This is a genomic window from Pseudomonas sp. AU11447 (genome assembly GCF_001672555.2).
Lineage (GTDB): Bacteria > Pseudomonadota > Gammaproteobacteria > Pseudomonadales > Pseudomonadaceae > Pseudomonas > Pseudomonas nitroreducens.
This window is the reverse complement of sequence record NZ_LZDG02000077.1, coordinates 46,761-65,401: the sequence shown is the minus strand read 5'-3', so window position 1 is coordinate 65,401 and position 18,641 is coordinate 46,761. Positions and strand designations below refer to the sequence as shown.

Annotated in this window: 15 protein-coding genes; 8 read left to right on the top strand and 7 right to left on the bottom strand. The window is 66.8% G+C overall.

Annotation, left to right across the window (positions count from 1 at the left end; genetic code table 11):
- The 5 genes from A6723_RS26740 to pcaC all read left to right on the top strand — a co-directional run.
- The coding region (locus A6723_RS26740) for a CoA-transferase (RefSeq protein ID WP_305884440.1) at positions 1–352 on the top strand (352 nt) is incomplete at its 5' end.
- Positions 349–1,554, top strand: a complete 1,206-nt coding sequence (pcaF, locus tag A6723_RS26735) for a 3-oxoadipyl-CoA thiolase (RefSeq protein WP_064979898.1) — start codon at positions 349–351, stop codon at positions 1,552–1,554. The genes A6723_RS26740 and pcaF, both read left to right, overlap by 4 nt.
- A gap of 134 nt (positions 1,555–1,688) precedes the next feature.
- On the top strand, positions 1,689–3,047 hold the full coding sequence (locus A6723_RS26730; protein WP_082450566.1) for a 3-carboxy-cis,cis-muconate cycloisomerase: 1,359 nt from the start codon (positions 1,689–1,691) through the stop codon (positions 3,045–3,047).
- Positions 3,048–3,083: 36 nt separating this feature from the next.
- A complete protein-coding gene (gene pcaD / locus A6723_RS26725) occupies positions 3,084–3,872 on the top strand; it encodes a 3-oxoadipate enol-lactonase (protein ID WP_054907654.1) in 789 nt (262 codons plus the stop codon).
- 119 nt (positions 3,873–3,991) lie between these two features.
- On the top strand, positions 3,992–4,387 hold the full coding sequence (pcaC, locus tag A6723_RS26720; protein ID WP_054907653.1) for a 4-carboxymuconolactone decarboxylase: 396 nt from the start codon (positions 3,992–3,994) through the stop codon (positions 4,385–4,387).
- Between the two features lie 195 nt (positions 4,388–4,582).
- Here pcaC and A6723_RS26715 read toward each other — a convergent pair whose 3' ends face one another.
- The 7 genes from A6723_RS26715 to A6723_RS26685 all read right to left on the bottom strand — a co-directional run bounded on the left by A6723_RS26715 (position 4,583) and on the right by A6723_RS26685 (position 13,980).
- Complete coding sequence (locus A6723_RS26715; RefSeq protein ID WP_054907652.1) at positions 4,583–6,535, bottom strand: acetoacetate--CoA ligase; 1,953 nt, start codon at positions 6,533–6,535, stop codon at positions 4,583–4,585.
- 172 nt (positions 6,536–6,707) lie between these two features.
- Complete coding sequence (locus A6723_RS26710; RefSeq protein WP_054907651.1) at positions 6,708–7,610, bottom strand: hydroxymethylglutaryl-CoA lyase; 903 nt, start codon at positions 7,608–7,610, stop codon at positions 6,708–6,710.
- A 235-nt stretch (positions 7,611–7,845) separates the two neighbouring features.
- Positions 7,846–9,807 (bottom strand): acetyl/propionyl/methylcrotonyl-CoA carboxylase subunit alpha, encoded by a 1,962-nt coding sequence (locus tag A6723_RS26705; protein WP_054907650.1) that lies wholly within the window; start codon positions 9,805–9,807, stop codon positions 7,846–7,848.
- The gene (locus A6723_RS26700) at positions 9,807–10,619 is read right to left on the bottom strand and encodes a gamma-carboxygeranoyl-CoA hydratase (protein WP_054907649.1); all 813 of its coding nucleotides are present in this window, start codon (positions 10,617–10,619) and stop codon (positions 9,807–9,809) included. The genes A6723_RS26705 and A6723_RS26700 overlap by 1 nt, the downstream gene beginning before the upstream one ends.
- Positions 10,620–10,629: 10 nt before the next feature.
- Positions 10,630–12,237, bottom strand: coding sequence for a carboxyl transferase domain-containing protein (locus A6723_RS26695; RefSeq protein ID WP_054907648.1), 1,608 nt, complete (start codon positions 12,235–12,237; stop codon positions 10,630–10,632).
- 118 nt (positions 12,238–12,355) lie between these two features.
- A complete protein-coding gene (locus tag A6723_RS26690; RefSeq protein WP_015477016.1) occupies positions 12,356–13,519 on the bottom strand; it encodes an isovaleryl-CoA dehydrogenase in 1,164 nt (387 codons plus the stop codon).
- Between the two features lie 56 nt (positions 13,520–13,575).
- Positions 13,576–13,980, bottom strand: coding sequence for a MerR family DNA-binding transcriptional regulator (locus A6723_RS26685; RefSeq protein WP_054907647.1), 405 nt, complete (start codon positions 13,978–13,980; stop codon positions 13,576–13,578).
- 261 nt (positions 13,981–14,241) lie between these two features.
- Between A6723_RS26685 and A6723_RS26680 the strand changes: the two genes are divergently transcribed.
- Genes A6723_RS26680 through A6723_RS26670 form a run of 3 tightly spaced genes read left to right on the top strand, consistent with a single transcriptional unit; the run spans position 14,242 to position 18,528 of the window.
- A complete protein-coding gene (locus tag A6723_RS26680; protein ID WP_054907646.1) occupies positions 14,242–16,140 on the top strand; it encodes a sigma-54-dependent Fis family transcriptional regulator in 1,899 nt (632 codons plus the stop codon).
- Positions 16,140–17,867 carry an ABC transporter ATP-binding protein gene (locus tag A6723_RS26675; RefSeq protein ID WP_054907645.1) on the top strand — a complete coding sequence of 576 codons (1,728 nt, stop codon included), beginning with the start codon at positions 16,140–16,142 and terminating at the stop codon, positions 17,865–17,867. The genes A6723_RS26680 and A6723_RS26675 overlap by 1 nt, the downstream gene beginning before the upstream one ends.
- A complete protein-coding gene (locus tag A6723_RS26670; protein WP_054907644.1) occupies positions 17,857–18,528 on the top strand; it encodes a S8 family serine peptidase in 672 nt (223 codons plus the stop codon). The genes A6723_RS26675 and A6723_RS26670 overlap by 11 nt, the downstream gene beginning before the upstream one ends.
- Positions 18,529–18,641 lie beyond the last annotated feature (113 nt).

Here is an 18,641-nt window from a genome sequence, read left to right as displayed (position 1 = left end):
CCTCAAACAGTCGCACCGCACCTTCGTCGACAAGCTGGCCTTCGTCACTTCGGTCGGCTTCGGCGAGGGCGGCGACCACCGTCAGCAATTGGGCCTTCCCGGAAAAGGCCCGGTGGCGATCATCACCGACCTGTGCATCATGGAACCGGAAGCGGGCAGCAACGAATTCATCGTCACCTCGCTGCACCCGGGCGTGACCCGCGAGCAGGTGGTCGAGAACACCGGCTGGGCGATCCGCTTCGCCGAGCAGGTGAGCGAAACCGTCGCCCCGAACGAGATCGAACTGACCGCCCTGCGTGCCCTGGAAGCTCGCACTGCCGCCGCCCACGGTCAGCTGGGAGGTGAGGAATGAGCCGCGACGTCTTCATCTGCGATGCCGTGCGCACGCCCATCGGCCGCTTCGGCGGCTCGCTGGCCGGTGTGCGCGCCGACGACCTCGCCGCCGTGCCGGTGAAGGCGCTGGTGGAGCGCAATCCGCAGGTCGACTGGGCCGCGCTGGACGAGGTCTACCTCGGCTGCGCCAACCAGGCCGGCGAGGACAACCGCAACGTCGCGCGCATGGCGCTGCTGCTGGCGGGCCTGCCGGAGAGCGTGCCGGGCGTGACCCTCAACCGTCTCTGCGCCTCGGGCCTGGACGCGGTAGGCACCGCCTTCCGCGCCATCGCCAGTGGTGAGGCCGAACTGGTCATCGCCGGCGGCGTGGAGTCCATGTCCCGTGTGCCCTACGTGATGGGCAAGGCCGACAGCGCCTTCGGTCGTGGCCAGAAGATCGAAGACACCACCATCGGCTGGCGCTTCATCAACCCGCTGATGAAGGCGCAGTACGGCGTGGACGCCATGCCGCAGACCGCCGACAACGTGGCCGACGATTACAACGTCAACCGCGCCGACCAGGATGCCTTCTCCCTGCGCAGCCAGCAGCGTGCCGGCATCGCCCAGGCCAACGGTTACTTCGCCGAGGAAATCGTCCCGGTGGTGATCAAGGGTCGCAAGGGCGAGACCGTGGTCGACACCGACGAGCATCCGCGCCCGGATACCACCCTGGAAGCGCTGGCCAAGCTCAAGCCGGTCAACGGCGAAGGCAAGACCGTCACCGCCGGCAACGCCTCGGGCGTCAACGACGGCGCCGTGGCGCTGATCATCGCCAGTGCCGAAGCGGTGAAGAAACACGGCCTGACGCCGCGTGCGAAAGTACTCGGCATGGCCAGCGCCGGCGTCGCGCCACGGGTGATGGGCATCGGCCCGGTGCCGGCGGTGCGCAAGCTGCTGGAGCGCCTGAATCTGTCGATGGATCAGTTCGATGTCATCGAGCTGAATGAAGCCTTTGCTGCACAGGGGCTGGCAGTCACTCGTGATCTCGGCGTCGCCGATGACGACGCGCGGGTGAATCCCAACGGCGGCGCCATCGCCCTCGGCCATCCGCTGGGCGCCAGCGGGGCACGGCTGGTGCTGACAGCGGTGCATCAGTTGCAGAAGTCTGGTGGCAAGCTCGGCCTGTGCACCATGTGCGTGGGCGTAGGGCAGGGCGTGGCGCTGGTCGTCGAGCGCGTATAGCTCTTCGTAGGAGCGAGCTTGCTCGCGAACAAACCCCGCGGCGGGGTCGGGTTCGCGAGCAAGCTCGCTCCTACAGGTAGCCACTCTCCGGTCATACTGTCCCGACAACGCCCGCCGATCTCCGGAGCTGCCTCGTGAGCACCAACCTTCTGTTCGACGCCTACTTCACCCAGCCCGCCATGCGCGCGATCTTCAGCGACCACGGCCGGGTGCAGGGCATGCTCGACTTCGAGGCCGCCCTGGCTCGTGCCGAGGCCCGTGTTGGCGTGATCCCGGCGAACGCGGTGGCACCCATCACCGCTGCCTGTCGCGCCGAACTCTACGATTTCGAGGCACTGGCCCAGGCCATCTGCAGCGCCGGTAATTCCGCGATCCCGCTGGTGAAGGCGCTAGGCAAGCGCATCGCCGCCGAGGACGCCGAGGCCGAGCGCCATGTGCATCTGGGCGCCACCAGCCAGGACGCCATGGATTCCGGACTGGTCCTGCAACTGCGTGCCGCCATCGAGTTGCTGGAGAGTGATCTCGCCCAGTTGGCCGACGCGCTCGCCGTTCAGGCACAAGCCCACGCCGGCACGCCCATGGTCGGCCGCACCTGGCTGCAACACGCCACGCCGGTCACGCTCGGCATGAAGATCGCCGGCTGGCTGGGTGCGATCACCCGCCATCGCCAGCGCCTGAACGAACTCAAACCGCGCTTGCTGTGCCTGCAGTTCGGCGGCGCCTCCGGCAGCCTCGCCGCGCTGGGGGAACAAGGCTTTGCCGTGGCCGAAGCACTCGCTGAAGAACTGGGCCTGCAACTGCCCGAGCAACCCTGGCACACCCAGCGCGACCGGCTGGTGGAGTTCGCCAGCCTGCTTGGCCTGGTCGCCGGCAGCCTCGGCAAACTGGGCCGCGACCTCAGCCTGCTGATGCAGACCGAAGCCGGCGAAGTCTTCGAGCCTTCTGCACCGGGCAAGGGTGGCTCCTCCACCATGCCGCACAAGCGCAATCCGGTGGGCGCTGCCGTGCTGATCGGCGCGGCCACCCGTGCGCCGGGATTGGTCTCGACGCTGTTCTCCGCCATGCCGCAGGAGCACGAACGCAGCCTCGGCCTGTGGCACGCCGAATGGGAAAGCCTGCCGGAGTTGTGCTGCCTGGTTTCCGGTTCGCTGCAACAGGCGTTGTCCCTTGTGCCGGGCCTGGAAGTCGATGCCCAGCATATGCTCGCCAACCTCGATCTGACCCGCGGCCTGGTGCTCGCCGAAGCCGTGAGCATCGCCCTGGCCCAGCGCATCGGCCGTGATGCCGCCCACCATCTGGTGGAGCAGTGCTGCAAGCAGGCGGTGAAGGAGGGCGCACACCTGCGCAGCGTGCTCGGCGGCAATGCCGAGGTTGCCGCGCAATTGAATGCCGAGGAGCTGGATCGCCTGCTCGATCCCGCCCATTACCTGGGCCAGGCGCGTCGCTGGGTTGAGCGCGCGCTGGCCGAACATCAAGACCTTTCTTTGCGATAACTGGCTTTGCGATAACAGTCGCGATAGGAGCTTTGCATGCCTGCCGTACATCTCGCCGATGGCGACCTGAACTATCAACTGGACGGCCCGGCCGGTGCGCCGGTGCTGGTGCTGTCCAACTCCCTGGGCACCGACCTGCACATGTGGGACGCGCAGGTCGCGGCCTTCGCCGAACACTTCCGCGTGCTGCGCTATGACACCCGTGGCCACGGCGCTTCGCTGGTCACCCCCGGCCCCTACAGCGTCGAGCAGAACGGCCGCGACGTGCTGGCGCTGCTGGACGCGCTGGACATCCCGCGTGCGCATTTCTGCGGCCTGTCCATGGGCGGTCTGATCGGCCAATGGCTGGGCATCCATGCGCCGGAGCGCCTCTCGCGGCTGGTGCTTTGCAACACCGCCGCCAAGATCGGTACGCCGGACGTCTGGAACCCGCGCATCGACACCGTGCTCAGCGGTGGGGCCGAGGCGATGCGCAACCTGCGCGATGCCTCCATCTCGCGCTGGTTCACTGCCGATTTCGCCGAGGCTGAGCCGGGCAAGGTCGAGGCCATCGTCGGCATGCTGGCGCAGACCTCGCCGGAAGGTTACGCGGCCAACTGCGCCGCTGTGCGTGACGCCGATTTCCGTGGCGAGATCGGCGCGATCAGCGCACCGACCCTGGTGGTCTGCGGCGCCGCCGACCCGGTGACCACCACCGAGGACGGCCGCTTCCTGCAGGCGCGCATTCCTGCTGCCGAGTTGGTGGAGTTCCGCGCCGCGCACCTGTCCAACGTGCAGGCCGGCGATGCCTTCAGCCAGCGTGTGCTGGCCTTCCTGCGCGCATAACGGCTTTTGCTTTTCGTAGGAGCGAGCTTGCTCGCGAACCCAGGCCCCCCTGCGGGGTTTGTTCGCGAGCAAGGGCCAGGCGCCCCCCTCGGTCCTACAGGCCAACATCGGAGTTAGAGATGGACGAGAAAGAACGCTACGAAGCCGGCATGCAGGTCCGCCGCGCGGTGCTGGGCGATGCCCATGTCGACCGCAGCCTGGAGAAGCGCACAGACTTCAACGAAGAGTTCCAGGAAATGATCACCCGCCACGCCTGGGGTGACATCTGGACCCGCCCCGGCCTGCCGCGCCATACACGCAGCCTGATCACCATCGCCATGCTGATCGGCATGAACCGCGAGGGCGAACTCAAGCTGCACCTGCGCGCCGCGCGCAACAATGGCGTGACCCGCGAGGAGATCAAGGAAGTGCTGCTGCAGAGCGCGATCTACTGCGGCATCCCCGCCGCCAACGCTACCTTCCACCTTGCCGAAGCGGTGTGGGACGAGCTGGGTACCGAGTCGCTGGACGAGTAACCCGTTCCGGGATTGATGGGTATCGCTTCGCTCCACCCATCCTACACAACGGCCTCCGGACCACGCATCCGGAGGTCTGTCTGCTTATGTATGAGCGTCTCATGTGGCGATCGCAGGCGCATGCCGTGGGTTGGGTTCTCGTAGGATGGGTATCGCGAAGCGATACCCATGCTGTGCCTCTACCCAACCACCAGTTCAGCTCTCCAGCTCCTTCCGATCCCTGAACAACTCCAGCGCCTGCGGATTGGCCAGCGCATCGGTGTTCTTCACCGGTTGCCCATGCACGACGTTGCGCACCGCCAGTTCGACGATCTTGCCGCTGATGGTGCGGGGGATATCCGTCACCGCAAGTATCTTCGCCGGCACGTGGCGCGGCGTGGTGTTGCTGCGGATGGTCTGGCGGATGCGCTCCTGCAGCGTTTCATCGAGCTCCACGCCTTCGCGCAGGCGTACGAACAACACCACGCGCACGTCGCCCTGCCAGTCCTGGCCGATGGCGATGGACTCCAGCACCTGCTCGATCTTTTCCACCTGGCGGTAGATTTCCGCGGTACCGATGCGTACGCCGCCGGGGTTGAGTACGGCGTCGGAGCGACCGTGGATCACCAGGCCGCCGTGTTCGGTTTCCTCGGCGTAGTCGCCATGGGCCCAGACGCCAGGGAAGGTGGCAAAGTAGGCATCAAGGAATTTCTCGTTGTTCTCGTCGTTCCAGAAGCCCGCCGGGATTGACGGGAAGTGCCGTACGCAGACCAGCTCGCCTTTCTCGCCGCGCACCGGTTTGCCGGCCTCGCCCCAGACTTCCACCGCCATGCCCAGGCCCTTGCATTGCAGCTCGCCGCGCCACACCGGCGCAGTCGGGTTGCCGAGGGCGAAGCAGGAAACGATGTCGGTGCCGCCGGAAATCGACGACAGGCAGAGGTCGGCTTTCACATCGCGGTAGACGTAGTCGAAGCTCTCATGGGCCAGCGGTGAGCCGGTGGAGAGGAGCGCCTTCAGTCGTTCCAGCGAGTGGGTCAGGCGCGGTCGCACATTGGCCTTTTCCAGCGCGGCGATGTATTTGGCGCTGGTACCGAAGACGCTGATGTGTTCGGCGTCGATCAGGTCCATCAGCCGTTCCGGGCCGGGGTGGAAGGGCGAGCCGTCATAGAGCACCAGCGTGGCGCCGACGGCCAGGCCGGAGACCAGCCAGTTCCACATCATCCAGCCGCAGGTGGTGTAGTAGAACAGCGTGTCGTCCTGGCTCAGGTCGACGTGCAGGCCGTGTTCTTTCAGGTGCTGCAGCAGCACGCCGCCAGCGCCATGCACGATGCATTTTGGCACGCCGGTGGTGCCGGAGGAGTAGAGGATGTACAGAGGGTGGTCGAACGGCACCGGGGTGAACACGGGCTCGCCGCCACTGTGGAAGAAGTCCTGCCAGAGGCTGACCCGCGCCGGGGTCTGGAAGTCCGTGCGGCGGGCGTGGCCGTTGGCGTAGGGGACGATCAGCAACTGCTCCAGGCTCGGCAGCTGGGCAAGGATTTCGTTGAGCTTGGCGGTCAGGTCCAGCACCTTGCCGGCGTAGCGGTAGCCGGCGCAAGCGATCAGCACCTTGGGTTCGATCTGGCCGAAGCGGTCGATCACGCCCTGGGTGCCGAAGTCCGGCGAGCAGCTCGACCAGGTAGCGCCGAGGCTGGTGGTGGCGAGCATGCCGACCACGGTCTGCCAGGTGTTGGGCATGAAGGCCGCGACGCGGTCGCCGACGCCCACGCCGGCTTCACGCAGCGCGCGTTGCAGGCCGGCGACCTGTGCGGCCAGTTCGGCGTGGCTGATCACCTCGCGGCGCTCGTCCTCGCTGATGGCGATCAGAGCCGGCTGGTGGTCGCGGCGGCGCAGCAGATGTTCGGCGAAGTTCAGGGTGGCGCCGGGGAACCAGCGCGCATCGGGCATTTCCGGGCCTTCCTCGAGGACCGCCGTGGGCGCCTCGTGGAATTGCACGCCGAAGGTATCGACGATGGCCATCCAGAAGGCCTCGCGCTCGGCGATGCTCCAGGCGTGCAGGGCGGCATAGTCGGGCAGGTCGAGCCCATGCTGCTGCGCCACCTTGCGGCGGAAGGCGTCCATGCGGGTGGCGGCGATGCGTTCGGGGGAGGGGGTCCACAATGGGGTCATCTTGGGCGTCCGTCCGGTTTTTCTTTCGAACCAGTGTGGCACGGGACGCCGAGATGTAGGAGAAGCGGAAGGCTTTTGTAGGAGCGAGGGGCGCCTGGTCCTTGCTCGCGAACCGGGCCCGCAGCGGGGGTGTTCGCGAGCAAGCTCGCTCCTACAGGTTCAGGCAGGCGCCTTAGCGTTTGGACAACTGCGCCTTGGCCACCCGCGAGCCGTTGGGCTTGTCGAGCACGGCGCAGATGCGCTGGCCGGCGTCGATCAGCTTGTCCAGGTCGATGCCGGTGTGGATGCCCAGGCCGTTGAGCAGGTAGAGCACGTCTTCGGTGGCGACGTTGCCGGTGGCGCCCTTGGCGTAGGGGCAGCCGCCGAGGCCTGCGACCGAGCTGTCGAACACGGCGATGCCTTCCAGCAGGCTGGCGTAGATGTTCGCCGTGGCCTGGCCGTAGGTGTCATGGAAGTGCCCGGCCAGTTGCGCGCGCGGTACGCGCTGGCCGACGACGTCGAACATGTGCCGGGTGGCGCCGGCGGTGCCGACGCCGATGGTGTCGCCCAGTGAGACTTCGTAGCAGCCCATGGCGTGCAGTTCTTCGGCGACGGCGGCGACCTGCGCCACGTCCACCTCGCCCTGGTAGGGGCAACCAAGCACGCAGGAGACGTAGCCGCGCACGCGCACACCGTGCTGGCGCGCCGCTTCCATGATCGGCACGAAGCGCTCCAGGCTCTCCTTGATGGAACAGTTGATGTTCTTCTGCGAGAAGGCCTCGGAGGCGGCGGCGAACACCGCGACTTCCTTCACTTGCGATTCCAGCGCGGCCTCAAAGCCCTTGAGGTTCGGCGCCAGGGCGGCGTAGGTGACGCCGGCCTTCTGCTGGATGCCGGCGAAGACTTCCGCCGAACCGGCCATCTGCGGCACCCACTTGGGCGAGACGAAGCTGCCGACTTCGATGTAGCCCAGGCCGGCGGCGGTGAGGTCATCGACGAGGCGAACCTTGTCGGCCACGGCGATGGGTTGTTTCTCGTTCTGCAGGCCGTCGCGCGGGCCGACTTCGACCAAACGGACGGATTGGGGCAGGGTCATGACTTGTCCTCGTTGGATTCGTGCGAAGGGCGGCTCTTCCTGTAGGAGCGAGCTTGCTCGCGAACGCATTGCACCCGAAGGGATCGGAGTGAAGCGGGTTCGCGAGCAAGCTCGCTCCTACAAAAGTTGTTTAGGCATCAATCAGCCAAGTAGGGCGCATAAAGCGGAACGCGTTATCCGCCGTTGTCTCGCGGCGGATAACGCTGGCGCGTTATGCGCCCTACAAAAGCCGGCGTCAGGCCGGCGCTTCTTCCAGTTCGACCAGCGCCGTGCCTTCCGACACCAGCTCGCCTTCGCTGCAATACAGCGATTTCACCACGCCGGCGTGCGGCGCGCGAATGCTGTGTTCCATCTTCATCGCTTCGAGCACCACCAGCGCGGCGCCGGCTTCGACGCTCTGGCCGGGTTCGACCAGGATGCGCACGATGCTGCCGTTCATCGGCGCGCCCAGGCCGCCCTGGTGCGAATGCGCGGCTTCGGCCTCGGCGATGGCGTCGAAACGCTGCACGTTGACCAACTCACCGTTCCACTCCAGATAGAGGCTGTCGCCACGGCGGATCACCTGATGGCGGCGGCGAATCTCGCCGTCCTTCACGTCCAGCCACTGACCATCGAGCTGGGCGATGCGCTGCCCATCGGCATGGCGCAGGCGCACCACTTGCGATTCACCCTTGGCCAGCAGGTGCAGGTCGGTCTCGCCCGGCAGGCCGCTGCGCCAGCCGCTCTGGGCGGACCAGGGCGAATGGGCGTCATCGCCGCGCACGCGGGCGGCTTCGCTTTGCACCCAGGCTTCGCCGGCCAGTTGCCAGAAGCGCTCGGGCAGTGCGGTCGGAGCGGGCAGCAGGGTGTCCTGGTAACGGGCGATGAAGCCGGTGTCCAGTTCGCCCTCGGCGAAGGCCGGGTGGGCCAGCACGCGGCGCAGGAAGGCCAGGTTGGTCTTGAAGCCGCCGACTGCGGTTTCCGCCAGCATCGACAGCAGGCGCTGGCGCGCTTCCTCGCGGTTCTCGCCCCAGGCAATCAGCTTGGCCAGCATCGGGTCGTAGAACGGCGAGATGTCGTCGCCCTCGCGGATGCCGCTGTCGGTGCGACGGCCGGGGCCGGCGGCGGGTTCGCGGTACAGCGCGAGATGGCCGCTGGCGGGCAGGAAGCCGCCTTCGGGGTCTTCGGCGTAGAGGCGCACTTCGATGGCGTGGCCGTTCAGCGGAACCTGTTCCTGGGTGATCGGCAGCGGCTCGCCACGGGCGACGCGAATCTGCCAGGCGACCAGGTCGAGGCCGGTGATGGCTTCGGTGACCGGGTGTTCCACCTGCAGGCGGGTGTTCATTTCCATGAAGAAGAACTGGCCGCTGCCTTCGTCGTAGAGGAACTCCACGGTGCCGGCGCCGACGTAGCCGATGGCCTGGGCCGCGCGTACAGCGGACTCGCCCATGGCGGCGCGCAGCTCGGCGGAGAGGCCCGGAGCGGGCGCTTCCTCGACGACTTTCTGGTGGCGGCGCTGGATCGAGCAGTCGCGTTCGTTGAGGTACAGACAGTGGCCGTGCTGGTCGGCGAACACCTGGATTTCCACGTGGCGCGGCTTGGTCAGGTACTTCTCCACCAACATGCGCGAGTCGCCGAAGCCGGACTGCGCTTCACGCTGGGCGGACTCCAGCGCCTCGGCCAGTTCGGCTTCGCGCTCGACGACCTTCATGCCTTTGCCACCGCCACCGGCGGCGGCCTTGAGCAGCACCGGGTAGCCGATGCGCTGGGCTTCGCGCTGGAAGGTGGCGTAGTCCTGCGCCTCGCCGTGGTAGCCGGGCACCAGCGGCACGCCGGCGGTTTCCATCAGCGCCTTGGCGGCGGACTTGCTGCCCATGGCGTCGATGGCGCTGGCCGGCGGGCCGAGGAAGATCAGCCCGGCCTCTTCGCAGGCGCGGGCAAACCCGGCGTTCTCCGAGAGGAAGCCGTAGCCGGGGTGGATGGCCTGGGCGCCGGCAGCTTTCGCGGCGGCAAGCACGGCGTCCGCGCGCAGGTAGCTTTCAGCCGGCTTGGCGCCGCCCAGGTCGATGGCGATGTCCGCCTCTTCGACGTGGCGGGCGTTGCGGTCGGTGGCGCTGTGTACGGCCACGGTAGTCAGGCCCAGGGCCTTGGCGGTGCGCATCACGCGGCAGGCGATTTCGCCGCGGTTGGCCACCAGCAGGGTATCGATCTTCTTCATCAGACTTGCTCCTGCCAGGCCGGTTTGCGTTTTTCCAGGAAGGCGTGCAGCCCTTCCTGCCCCTCGGGGCTGATGCGGATGCGGGCGATGGCGGCTTCGGTGTAGCGGCGGCGTTCGGGGGTGAGTTCGCCGGCGCCGATTTCCTGGAACAGCGCCTTGCAGGCGACCAGCGCCGCCGGGCTGTTGTTCATCAGGTTGGCGATCCAGGCCTCGGCCTCATCGTCCAGTTCGGCGGCCGGATAGTGCTCGTCGACCAGGCCCAGCTCGCGGGCACGGATGCCGCTGAAACGTTCGGCGGTCATGGCGTAGCGAGTCGCGGCGCGCTGGCCGATGGCCTTGGTGACGAACGGGCCGATGGTCGCCGGGATCAGGCCGATGCGCACTTCGGACAGGCAGAACTGCGCATCCTCGGCGGCCAGCACCATGTCGCAGCAGGCGGCCAGTCCGACACCACCGCCAAACGCCGCGCCCTGGACGATGGCGAGGGTCGGCTTCTTCAGCTGGTGCAGGTTGTAGAGCAACTCCGCGAGCTGCTGGGCGTCGTTCAGGTTGCCCTGGTAGTCCAGCTTCACGGACTCCTGCATCCACGCCAGGTCCGCGCCGCCGCAGAAGTGGCGGCCACGGCCGCGCAGCACGACGAGGCGTACGCGGTCGTCGTTGGCCACGGCGCCCAGCGCCTGGATCAGCTCGAAGAGGGTCTGGGCGTTGAAGGCGTTGTTCTTCTCCGGGCGGTTCAGCCACAGGCTGGCGACGCCGCGCGGGTCGATATCGAGCTCGATGCTCTCAAAGGAGAAAGTCTGATAGTCGGTCATGGCAGCGGCCTTACATGCGGAAGACGCCGAAGCGGGTCGCTTCGACAGGCGCGTTGAGCGAGGCGGAGAGGGCGAGGCCGAGCACGTCTCGGGTCTGCGCCGGATCGATCACGCCGTCGTCCCACAGGCGGGCGCTGGAGTAGTAGGGGTGACCCTGGCGCTCGTACTGTTCGAGGATCGGCGCCTTGATCTTCGCCTCGTCCTCGGCGGACAGCGCGTTGCCGGCGCGTTCGGCCTGCTCGCGCTTGACCTGGGCCAGCACGCCGGCAGCCTGTTCGCCACCCATCACGCCGATCCGCGCGTTGGGCCACATCCACAGGAAGCGCGGGTCGTAGGCGCGGCCGCACATGCCGTAGTTACCGGCGCCGAAGCTGCCGCCGATGATCACGGTGAACTTCGGCACCTGGGCGCAGGCCACCGCGGTGACCAGCTTGGCGCCGTGCTTGGCGATGCCGCCGGCCTCGTACTTCTGGCCGACCATGAAGCCGGTGATGTTCTGCAGGAACACCAGCGGGATGCCGCGCTGGCAGGCCAGTTCGATGAAGTGCGCGCCTTTCTGCGCGGCCTCGGCGAAGAGGATGCCGTTGTTGGCGAGGATCGCTACCGGGTAGCCGTGCAGGTGGGCGAAGCCGCACACCAGGGTGGTGCCGAACAGTGCCTTGAACTCGTCGAATTCGCTGCCGTCGACCAGCCGCGCGATGATCTCGCGCACGTCGAAGGGCTGCTTGCTGTCCACCGGGATCACGCCGTACAGCTCGTCGGCGGCGTACAGCGGCGCGCGCGGGGCACGGGTGTTGAGCTTGCCCTGCTTGGTCCAGTTGAGGTTGGCGATGCAGCGGCGGGCGATGGCCAGCGCGTGTTCGTCGTCCTCGGCGTAGTGGTCGGCGACGCCCGAGGTCTTGCAGTGCACGTCGGCGCCACCCAGGTCCTCGGCGCTCACCACTTCACCGGTGGCGGCTTTTACCAGCGGCGGGCCGGCGAGGAAGATGGTGGCCTGGTTGCGCACCATGATGGTCTCGTCGCTCATCGCCGGCACGTAGGCGCCGCCGGCGGTGCAGGAACCCATCACTACGGCGATCTGCGGGATGCCCTGGGCGCTCATGTTGGCCTGGTTGAAGAAGATGCGGCCGAAGTGTTCGCGGTCGGGGAACACCTCGTCCTGGCGCGGCAGGTTGGCGCCGCCCGAGTCCACCAGATAGATGCACGGCAGGCGGTTCTGCTGAGCGATGGTCTGGGCGCGCAGGTGCTTCTTCACGGTCAGCGGGTAGTAGCTGCCGCCTTTCACCGTGGCGTCGTTGCCGACGATCATGCATTCCACGCCTTCCACGCGGCCTATGCCGGCGACCACGCCGGCGGCGGCGACGTCTTCGCCGTACACCTCATGGGCGGCGAGGGCGGAGACTTCGAGGAAGGGCGAGCCGGCGTCGAGCAGGCGGTTGATGCGCTCGCGCACCAGCAGCTTGCCGCGCGCAGTGTGCTTGGCCTGGGCGGCGGCGCCGCCGCCTTCGTGGACGCGGCCGAGGACGGCGCGCAGGTCCTGGACGTTCTCCAGCATGGTCGCGGCGTTGGCGGCGTATTCCGGGGAACGGGTGTTGAGTTGGGTGCCGAGGATGGTCATGGCGTCTCCACGAGCGGGAAGGGATCTGTAGGAGCGAGGGGGGCGCCTAGCCCTTGCTCGCGAACAACCTCCGTAGCGGGGCCGGTTCGCGAGCAAGCTCGCTCCTACAAGAACAGGATCAGCGGGTCTCGTTGAACAGCTCGCGGCCGATCAGCATGCGGCGGATTTCGCTGGTGCCGGCGCCGATCTCGTAGAGCTTGGCGTCGCGCAGCAGGCGGCCGGTGGGGAATTCGTTGATGTAGCCATTGCCGCCGAGGATCTGGATGGCGTCCAGGGCCATCTGGGTCGCGCGTTCGGCGGTGTAGAGAATCACCCCGGCGGCGTCCTTGCGGGTGGTCTCGCCACGGTCACAGGCCTGGGCCACGGCATAGAGGTAGGCGCGGCTGGCGTTGAGCTGGGTGTACATGTCGGCGACCTTGCCCTGGATCAGCTGGAACTCACCGATGCTCTGGCCGAACTGCTTGCGGTCGTGGATGTAGGGAACGATCACGTCCATGCAGGCCTGCATGATGCCGATCGGGCCGCCGGCGAGGACCACGCGCTCGTAGTCCAGGCCGCTCATCAGCACCTTCACGCCGCCGTTGACCGCGCCCAGCACGTTTTCTTCCGGAACTTCCACGTCATCGAAGAACAGCTCGCAGGTGTTCGAGCCGCGCATGCCCAGCTTGTCGAACTTGCTGCCACGGCTGAAGCCTTTCCAGTCGCGCTCGACGATGAATGCGGTGATGCCGTGGGCGCCCTTTTCCGGCTCGGTCTTGGCGTAGATCACGTAGGTGTTGGCGTCCGGGCCGTTGGTGATCCAGGTCTTGCTGCCATTGAGAACGAAGCGGTCGCCGCGCTTCTCGGCACGCAGCTTCATCGATACGACGTCGGAGCCGGCGTTGGGCTCGCTCATGGCCAGGGCGCCGATGTGCTCGCCGCTGATCAGCTTGGGCAGGTACTTGGCCTTCTGGGAGGCCGAGCCGTTGCGCTTGATCTGGTTGACGCACAGGTTGGAGTGCGCGCCGTAGGACAGGCCGACCGACGCCGAGCCACGGCTGATTTCCTCGATGGCGATGACGTGGGCCAGGTAACCCATGTTGGCGCCGCCATATTCCTCCGCGACGGTGATGCCGAGCAGGCCCATGTCGCCGAACTTCTTCCACATGTCCATGGGGAACAGGTTGTCCGCATCGATCTGCGCGGCGCGCGGGGCGAGTTCGCTGGCGACGAAGCCCTGCACCTGCTCGCGCAGCATGTCGATGGTTTCGCCGAGGCCGAAGTTGAGGGAGGGGTAGCTCATGGAATCACCTGTACTTGTATTTGTAATCGGATGAGAGAGCGGGCAGGGCGGCGAGATCAGCTCGTGGCGCGCTGCTTGCGGGGTTTGTCGGTCTCGGCCATGGCCGCCAGGCAGCGCTCCTCGGCCGTGTCCAGTTCCAGTTTCATCTGCTCGATGTCGAGCAGTTGCTGTTCCAGCTGCGCGCGGCGCGCGGTGATCTTGTCGAGGAAGGTCTGCAGCTGCCTGGTGTTGCCGCTGCTGGGGTCGTAGAGGTCGATCAGTTCCTTGCACTCGGCCAGCGAGAAGCCGATGCGCTTGCCGCGCAGGATCAGCTTCAGCGCCACCAGGTCCTTGGCGCTGTAGATGCGCTCCTGGCCACGGCGCTCGGGGCTGAGCATGCCTTGCTCCTCGTAGAAGCGAATGGCTCGGGTGGTGACATCCAGTTCGCGGGCCAGCTCGGAGATGGTGTAGGTCGTGGACATGGAATGCTCTTGCCTGGTTGTTTACCTTTACGTTAACGTAAACCTGCCTTGGGTCACTGTCAATACAACGCGAATGCGGCGTAGGAAGGTTTTGGAAAGGTCCGGCAAGCTTCTCTGGCGCGGGAATTGCCTCGCGTCTGAGGACTAACCTTCCTACCGGGGGCTTCCCCTTTACGGACGCCGCCAGCGGGTGTACACAGCCCTGACCAGCCTGCGAGTTCCGTGCCCTCAAAGAGGGCGCGGAACCTACCGGAGCGATGCATGACCACAAGAACAATAAACAGCGACCTGCTGCGCGAAGCCCACCTTGCCCGTGAACACCTGCAACAGGAGGGCGAAGTACCCAGCGGCGTGCTCCGCGAGGAGATCGACGCTTCCTGGCGGCGCAGCCTGGGCCATGGCCTGGACTGCTCCAACGGCACCGAGCATGGGCTCGATACACGGGTCAAACCCGACGTGCTGCTGGCCGGCAACCGCCTGTTGCTGGACGCGGCAACTCCCGAGCTCGATTACCTGCAACAGCGCCAGGGCCACGACGGCGTGATCATCCTGGCCAACGCCGACGCCACCATTCTTTCCGTCGAAGGCGCGCGCGAGCGCATGCAGAGCAAGGGCCTGGCCGACATCGTCCAGGGCGCCTGCTGGAGCGAAGCCTCGCGCGGCACCAATGCGCTGGGTACCGCGCTGGTGGAAAGGCGCGCCACGCAGATCGATTGTGGCGAACACTTCCTCGACCGCCTGAGCCGTTTCTCCTGTACCTCGGTGCCGATTGAAGGGCCGCAGGGCACGTTGCTTGGCGTGCTCGACATGACCCGCGAAGGACCGCTTTCCGGCCCGCGGGAAAGCCTCTCGTTGCTCAGCCTCGCGGTGTTCCAGATCGAGGCTCGGCTGTTCGCCGTCAGCCATCCGGGGCAGGTGGTGATCGCCTTCCATTACCGTCGCCAGTACCTCGACTCAGCTTGGCAAGGCCTGCTGGCGCTGGGGCTGGACGGCAAGGTGCTGGCCGTCAGCGGGCAGGCCTGCCAACTGCTCGGCGCCAACCGTGAATCCCTCGTCGGTCGGCGTAGCGAAGACTTCCTCGGCCTGCGCGGCGAGCAGCTTATTGCGCGGCTTTACCAGGGCGGCGTGGGCAGCCTGCAGACGCCCAAGGGCGAGCTGTTCTACAAAACCCTGCAGGCACCGCTGCGCAGCCATGCGGTGCCGGTCAGTGCACGCGCGCCGCGCCCGGCGGCCGGTCCCGAACTTGAAGCCCTTGCCGGCAATCACCCGCGCTACGCCCGCGCTCTGCGCATGGCACGCCAGGGGCTGGTGAACGAACTGCCGGTACTGCTGCTGGGCGAAACCGGCAGCGGCAAGGAAGTGGTGGCCCGCGCCCTGCACCAGGCCAGCGCGCGCAGCGACAAGCCCTTCGTCGCGGTGAACTGCGCGGCGATTCCAGAGGGCCTGATCGAGTCCGAACTGTTTGGCTATCGCGACGGCGCTTTCACCGGATCGCGGCGTGGCGGCATGGTCGGCCGGCTGCAACAGGCCCACGGCGGCACGCTGTTCCTCGACGAAATCGGCGATATGCCGCTGGCACTGCAGGCGCGACTGCTGCGCGTGCTACAGGAACGCAAGGTAGCGCCGCTGGGCGCCGGCGAAGAGCAGGACATCGACGTCGCGCTGATCTGCGCCACCCACCGTGACCTCAAACGCCTGGTAGAAGAAAAGCACTTCCGCGAGGACCTCTACTACCGCGTCAACGGCATCAGCGTGAAGCTGCCGGCGCTGCGCGAACGCGACGACCTTGCCGAGCTCGCCAGAGGTCTACTGGCACGCCTGGGCGCACCCAAGGTGAAACTCTCCGCCGAACTGCTCGGCCTGCTGCGCGAATACCATTGGCCGGGCAACATCCGCCAGCTGGAAATGGTCCTGCGCACCGCGCTGGCCATGCGCGAGGAGGGCGAGGAGGAACTGAGTCTCGACCACTTGCCCGACAGCACCCTGGACGAACTCAGCGTCGGCGAACGCCCGCAGAGCGGCAGCATCCGCGAGAACGAACTGGAGCTGATCCGCCAGGCGCTGGAACGTCACCAGGGCAACGTCTCCGCCGCCGCCGACGCGCTGGGCATCAGCCGCGCCACGCTGTACCGCAAGCTCAAGCAACTCAAGGTGGGCTGATGTTCTTCACCCGCCTGATCGACAGCGAAGACCCGCAGCAACTCAAGGCTTCGCTGCGCTGGCTGTACGGCTTCGTGAAGCCGCACAAACTGGCGATTGCCGGGCTTCTCGGATTGTCGTTCTGCGCGTCCCTGCTGGTGCTGGCACAGCCCTGGCTGACCAAGACGCTGATCGACGACGGCCTGCTGGCGAAGAACTTCCCGGTGCTGGTGACGGTGGCCGTGGCGATGATCGTCGTCGGTCTGGTAGGTACCGCGCTGTCCGGGCTCAACCGCTTCCTGCACACGCGGCTGTCCGGGCGCATCCTGTTCTCCCTGCGCGATGCGCTCTATCGCCACCTGCAGACCCTGTCACCGAGCTTCTTCGGCCGCCGTCGCATCGGCGACCTGATGTCCCGGCTGGATGGCGACGTCGCGGAAATCCAGCGCTTCGCGGTGGACTCGCTGTTCTCCGCCGTCTCCAGCGTGATCGGGCTGATCGGCGCGCTGGCACTGCTGCTCACGCTGTCCTGGCAATTGTCGTTGCTGGTGGCGCTGCTGATTCCCCTGGACGTGCTCTGGCTGCGCTGGATGCGGCGCAAGGTCGAGCGCGAAGCGCGCGGGCTGCGCGAGCGTTCGGCGGACCTCTCGTCGTTCTTCGTCGAGACCTTGCCGGCGATGAAGTTCATCCAGTCCGCCGGCCAGCAGAACCGCGAGGCCGGGCGCCTGGAAGGCCTGGGGCAGGGCTATCTGGGCCAGTTGCTGCGCCTGCAACTCACCGAGTTCTTCACCCAGGCCGTGCCGGGCACGCTGATGTCGCTGTCCCGTGCCTGCGCTTTCCTGGTCGGCGGTTACTGGGTGGTGCAGGGCACCTGGCAACTGGGTTCGCTGATCGCCTTTTCCACGTACCTGGGCATGGCCATCGGGCCGGTGCAGAGCCTGCTCGGCCTGTATGTCGCGTTGCAGCGCATGACGGTCAGTCTCGGCCGGGTGATGGAACTTCGCGGCGAGGAAGCCAGCATCGTTTCACCGGTCACTCCACGGGCCATGCCTGCGATTGGCGAGCTGCGCCTGGAGAACCTGAGCTACGCCTGGCCGGGCCGTGCGCAAGCTGTTTTGCAGGACGTGCAGGCGGTGATCCCCGCCGGCCTCAAGGTCGCGCTGAGCGGCCCGTCCGGTGTTGGCAAGAGCACCCTGATCGACCTGCTGCAGCGCTTCTACGACCCCGACCAAGGGCGCATCCTGCTCGACGGCGTCGACTTGCGCGAGCTCGACCTGCAAGCCCTGCGCCGGCGCGTGGCGGTGGTCAGCCAGGACATCGTGCTGTTCCGCGGCAGCCTCGCTGACAACCTGGCCTACAGCGCACCCGAGTCGAGCCGCGAGGCCATCGAGAAGGCCGCTCGCGCCGCGCAGCTGGATAGCCTGATCGCCAGTCTGCCCGAAGGCCTCGACAGCCCGCTGGGCGAGCGCGGCCAGCAGCTGTCCGGTGGGCAGAAGCAACGCATCGCCATTGCCCGCGCGCTGCTGCAGGACCCGCTGATCCTGGTGCTGGACGAGGCCACGTCGCAGGTGGACGAGAGCACCGAGCGCGAGGTGATCGCGGCCATCGACCAGTTGTTTGCCGGGCGTACGCGATTGCTGATCAGCCACCGTACTTCGACGTTGGCCGCCGCCGACCTGTACCTGGAATTGCAGGACGGACAGATGCGCGTGCGCGCAGCGCAGCCGGTGCAACGACATGAGGCCTGAGCTGCGGGTTGGGGTGGTCGATAGCGGTTTTGCCGAGTCGCAGTCAGCGAGCGTCAGCGCTGCGCGCCGTTTCTTCCTCACCGACACCGGCCATGCTGAAGGCGAATCCCAGGTGGATGCCCTTGGCCACGGAAGCGCAGTTTGCGAAGCCATACTTTCCCATGCGCCGGATGCTCGCCTGTCTGTCGCACAGGTCTTCGACGAACGCGGCGTGACCAGCCCCTTGCAGATCGCCGCCGCGCTGCACTGGCTCGGTGAGCAGGGCGTGCGGGTGATCAACCTGAGCCTGGGCGTGCGCCAGGATCGGCCAATCCTGCGTGATGCCGTGGCGGAACTGGTCGAAGCTGGCGTGATCGTTTGTGCGTCCAGCCCGGCGCGGGGTGAAGCGGTGTTTCCAGCGGCCTATCCCGGTGTAATTCGAGTGACGGGTGATGCGCGCTGCAGTGAAAAAGAGTGGTCGTGGCTGGATAGTCCGCAGGCGGATTTTGGCGCGGCGGTGAAGGTGGCCGGGCGTTCCGGGGCGAGCCTGGGGTGTGCGGCTTTTTGCGGGCATCTGGCGGCATTGCTGGTGGAACGACCGGAGCTTTCCAATGTGCAACTCATTGAGCTGATGCGGGAGCGGGCAGCTTTTCGGGGGATCGAGCGGAAGGTGAGTTTGTGAGTCATGGTCGAGTTTTTTCCCCTCACCCCAACCCTCTCCCGGAGGGAGAGGGAGCCGTCCTCTGCAAGCGTTCATTACGCAGATTTTCCCGCGGCCTTCTACGTGCGCAGAAA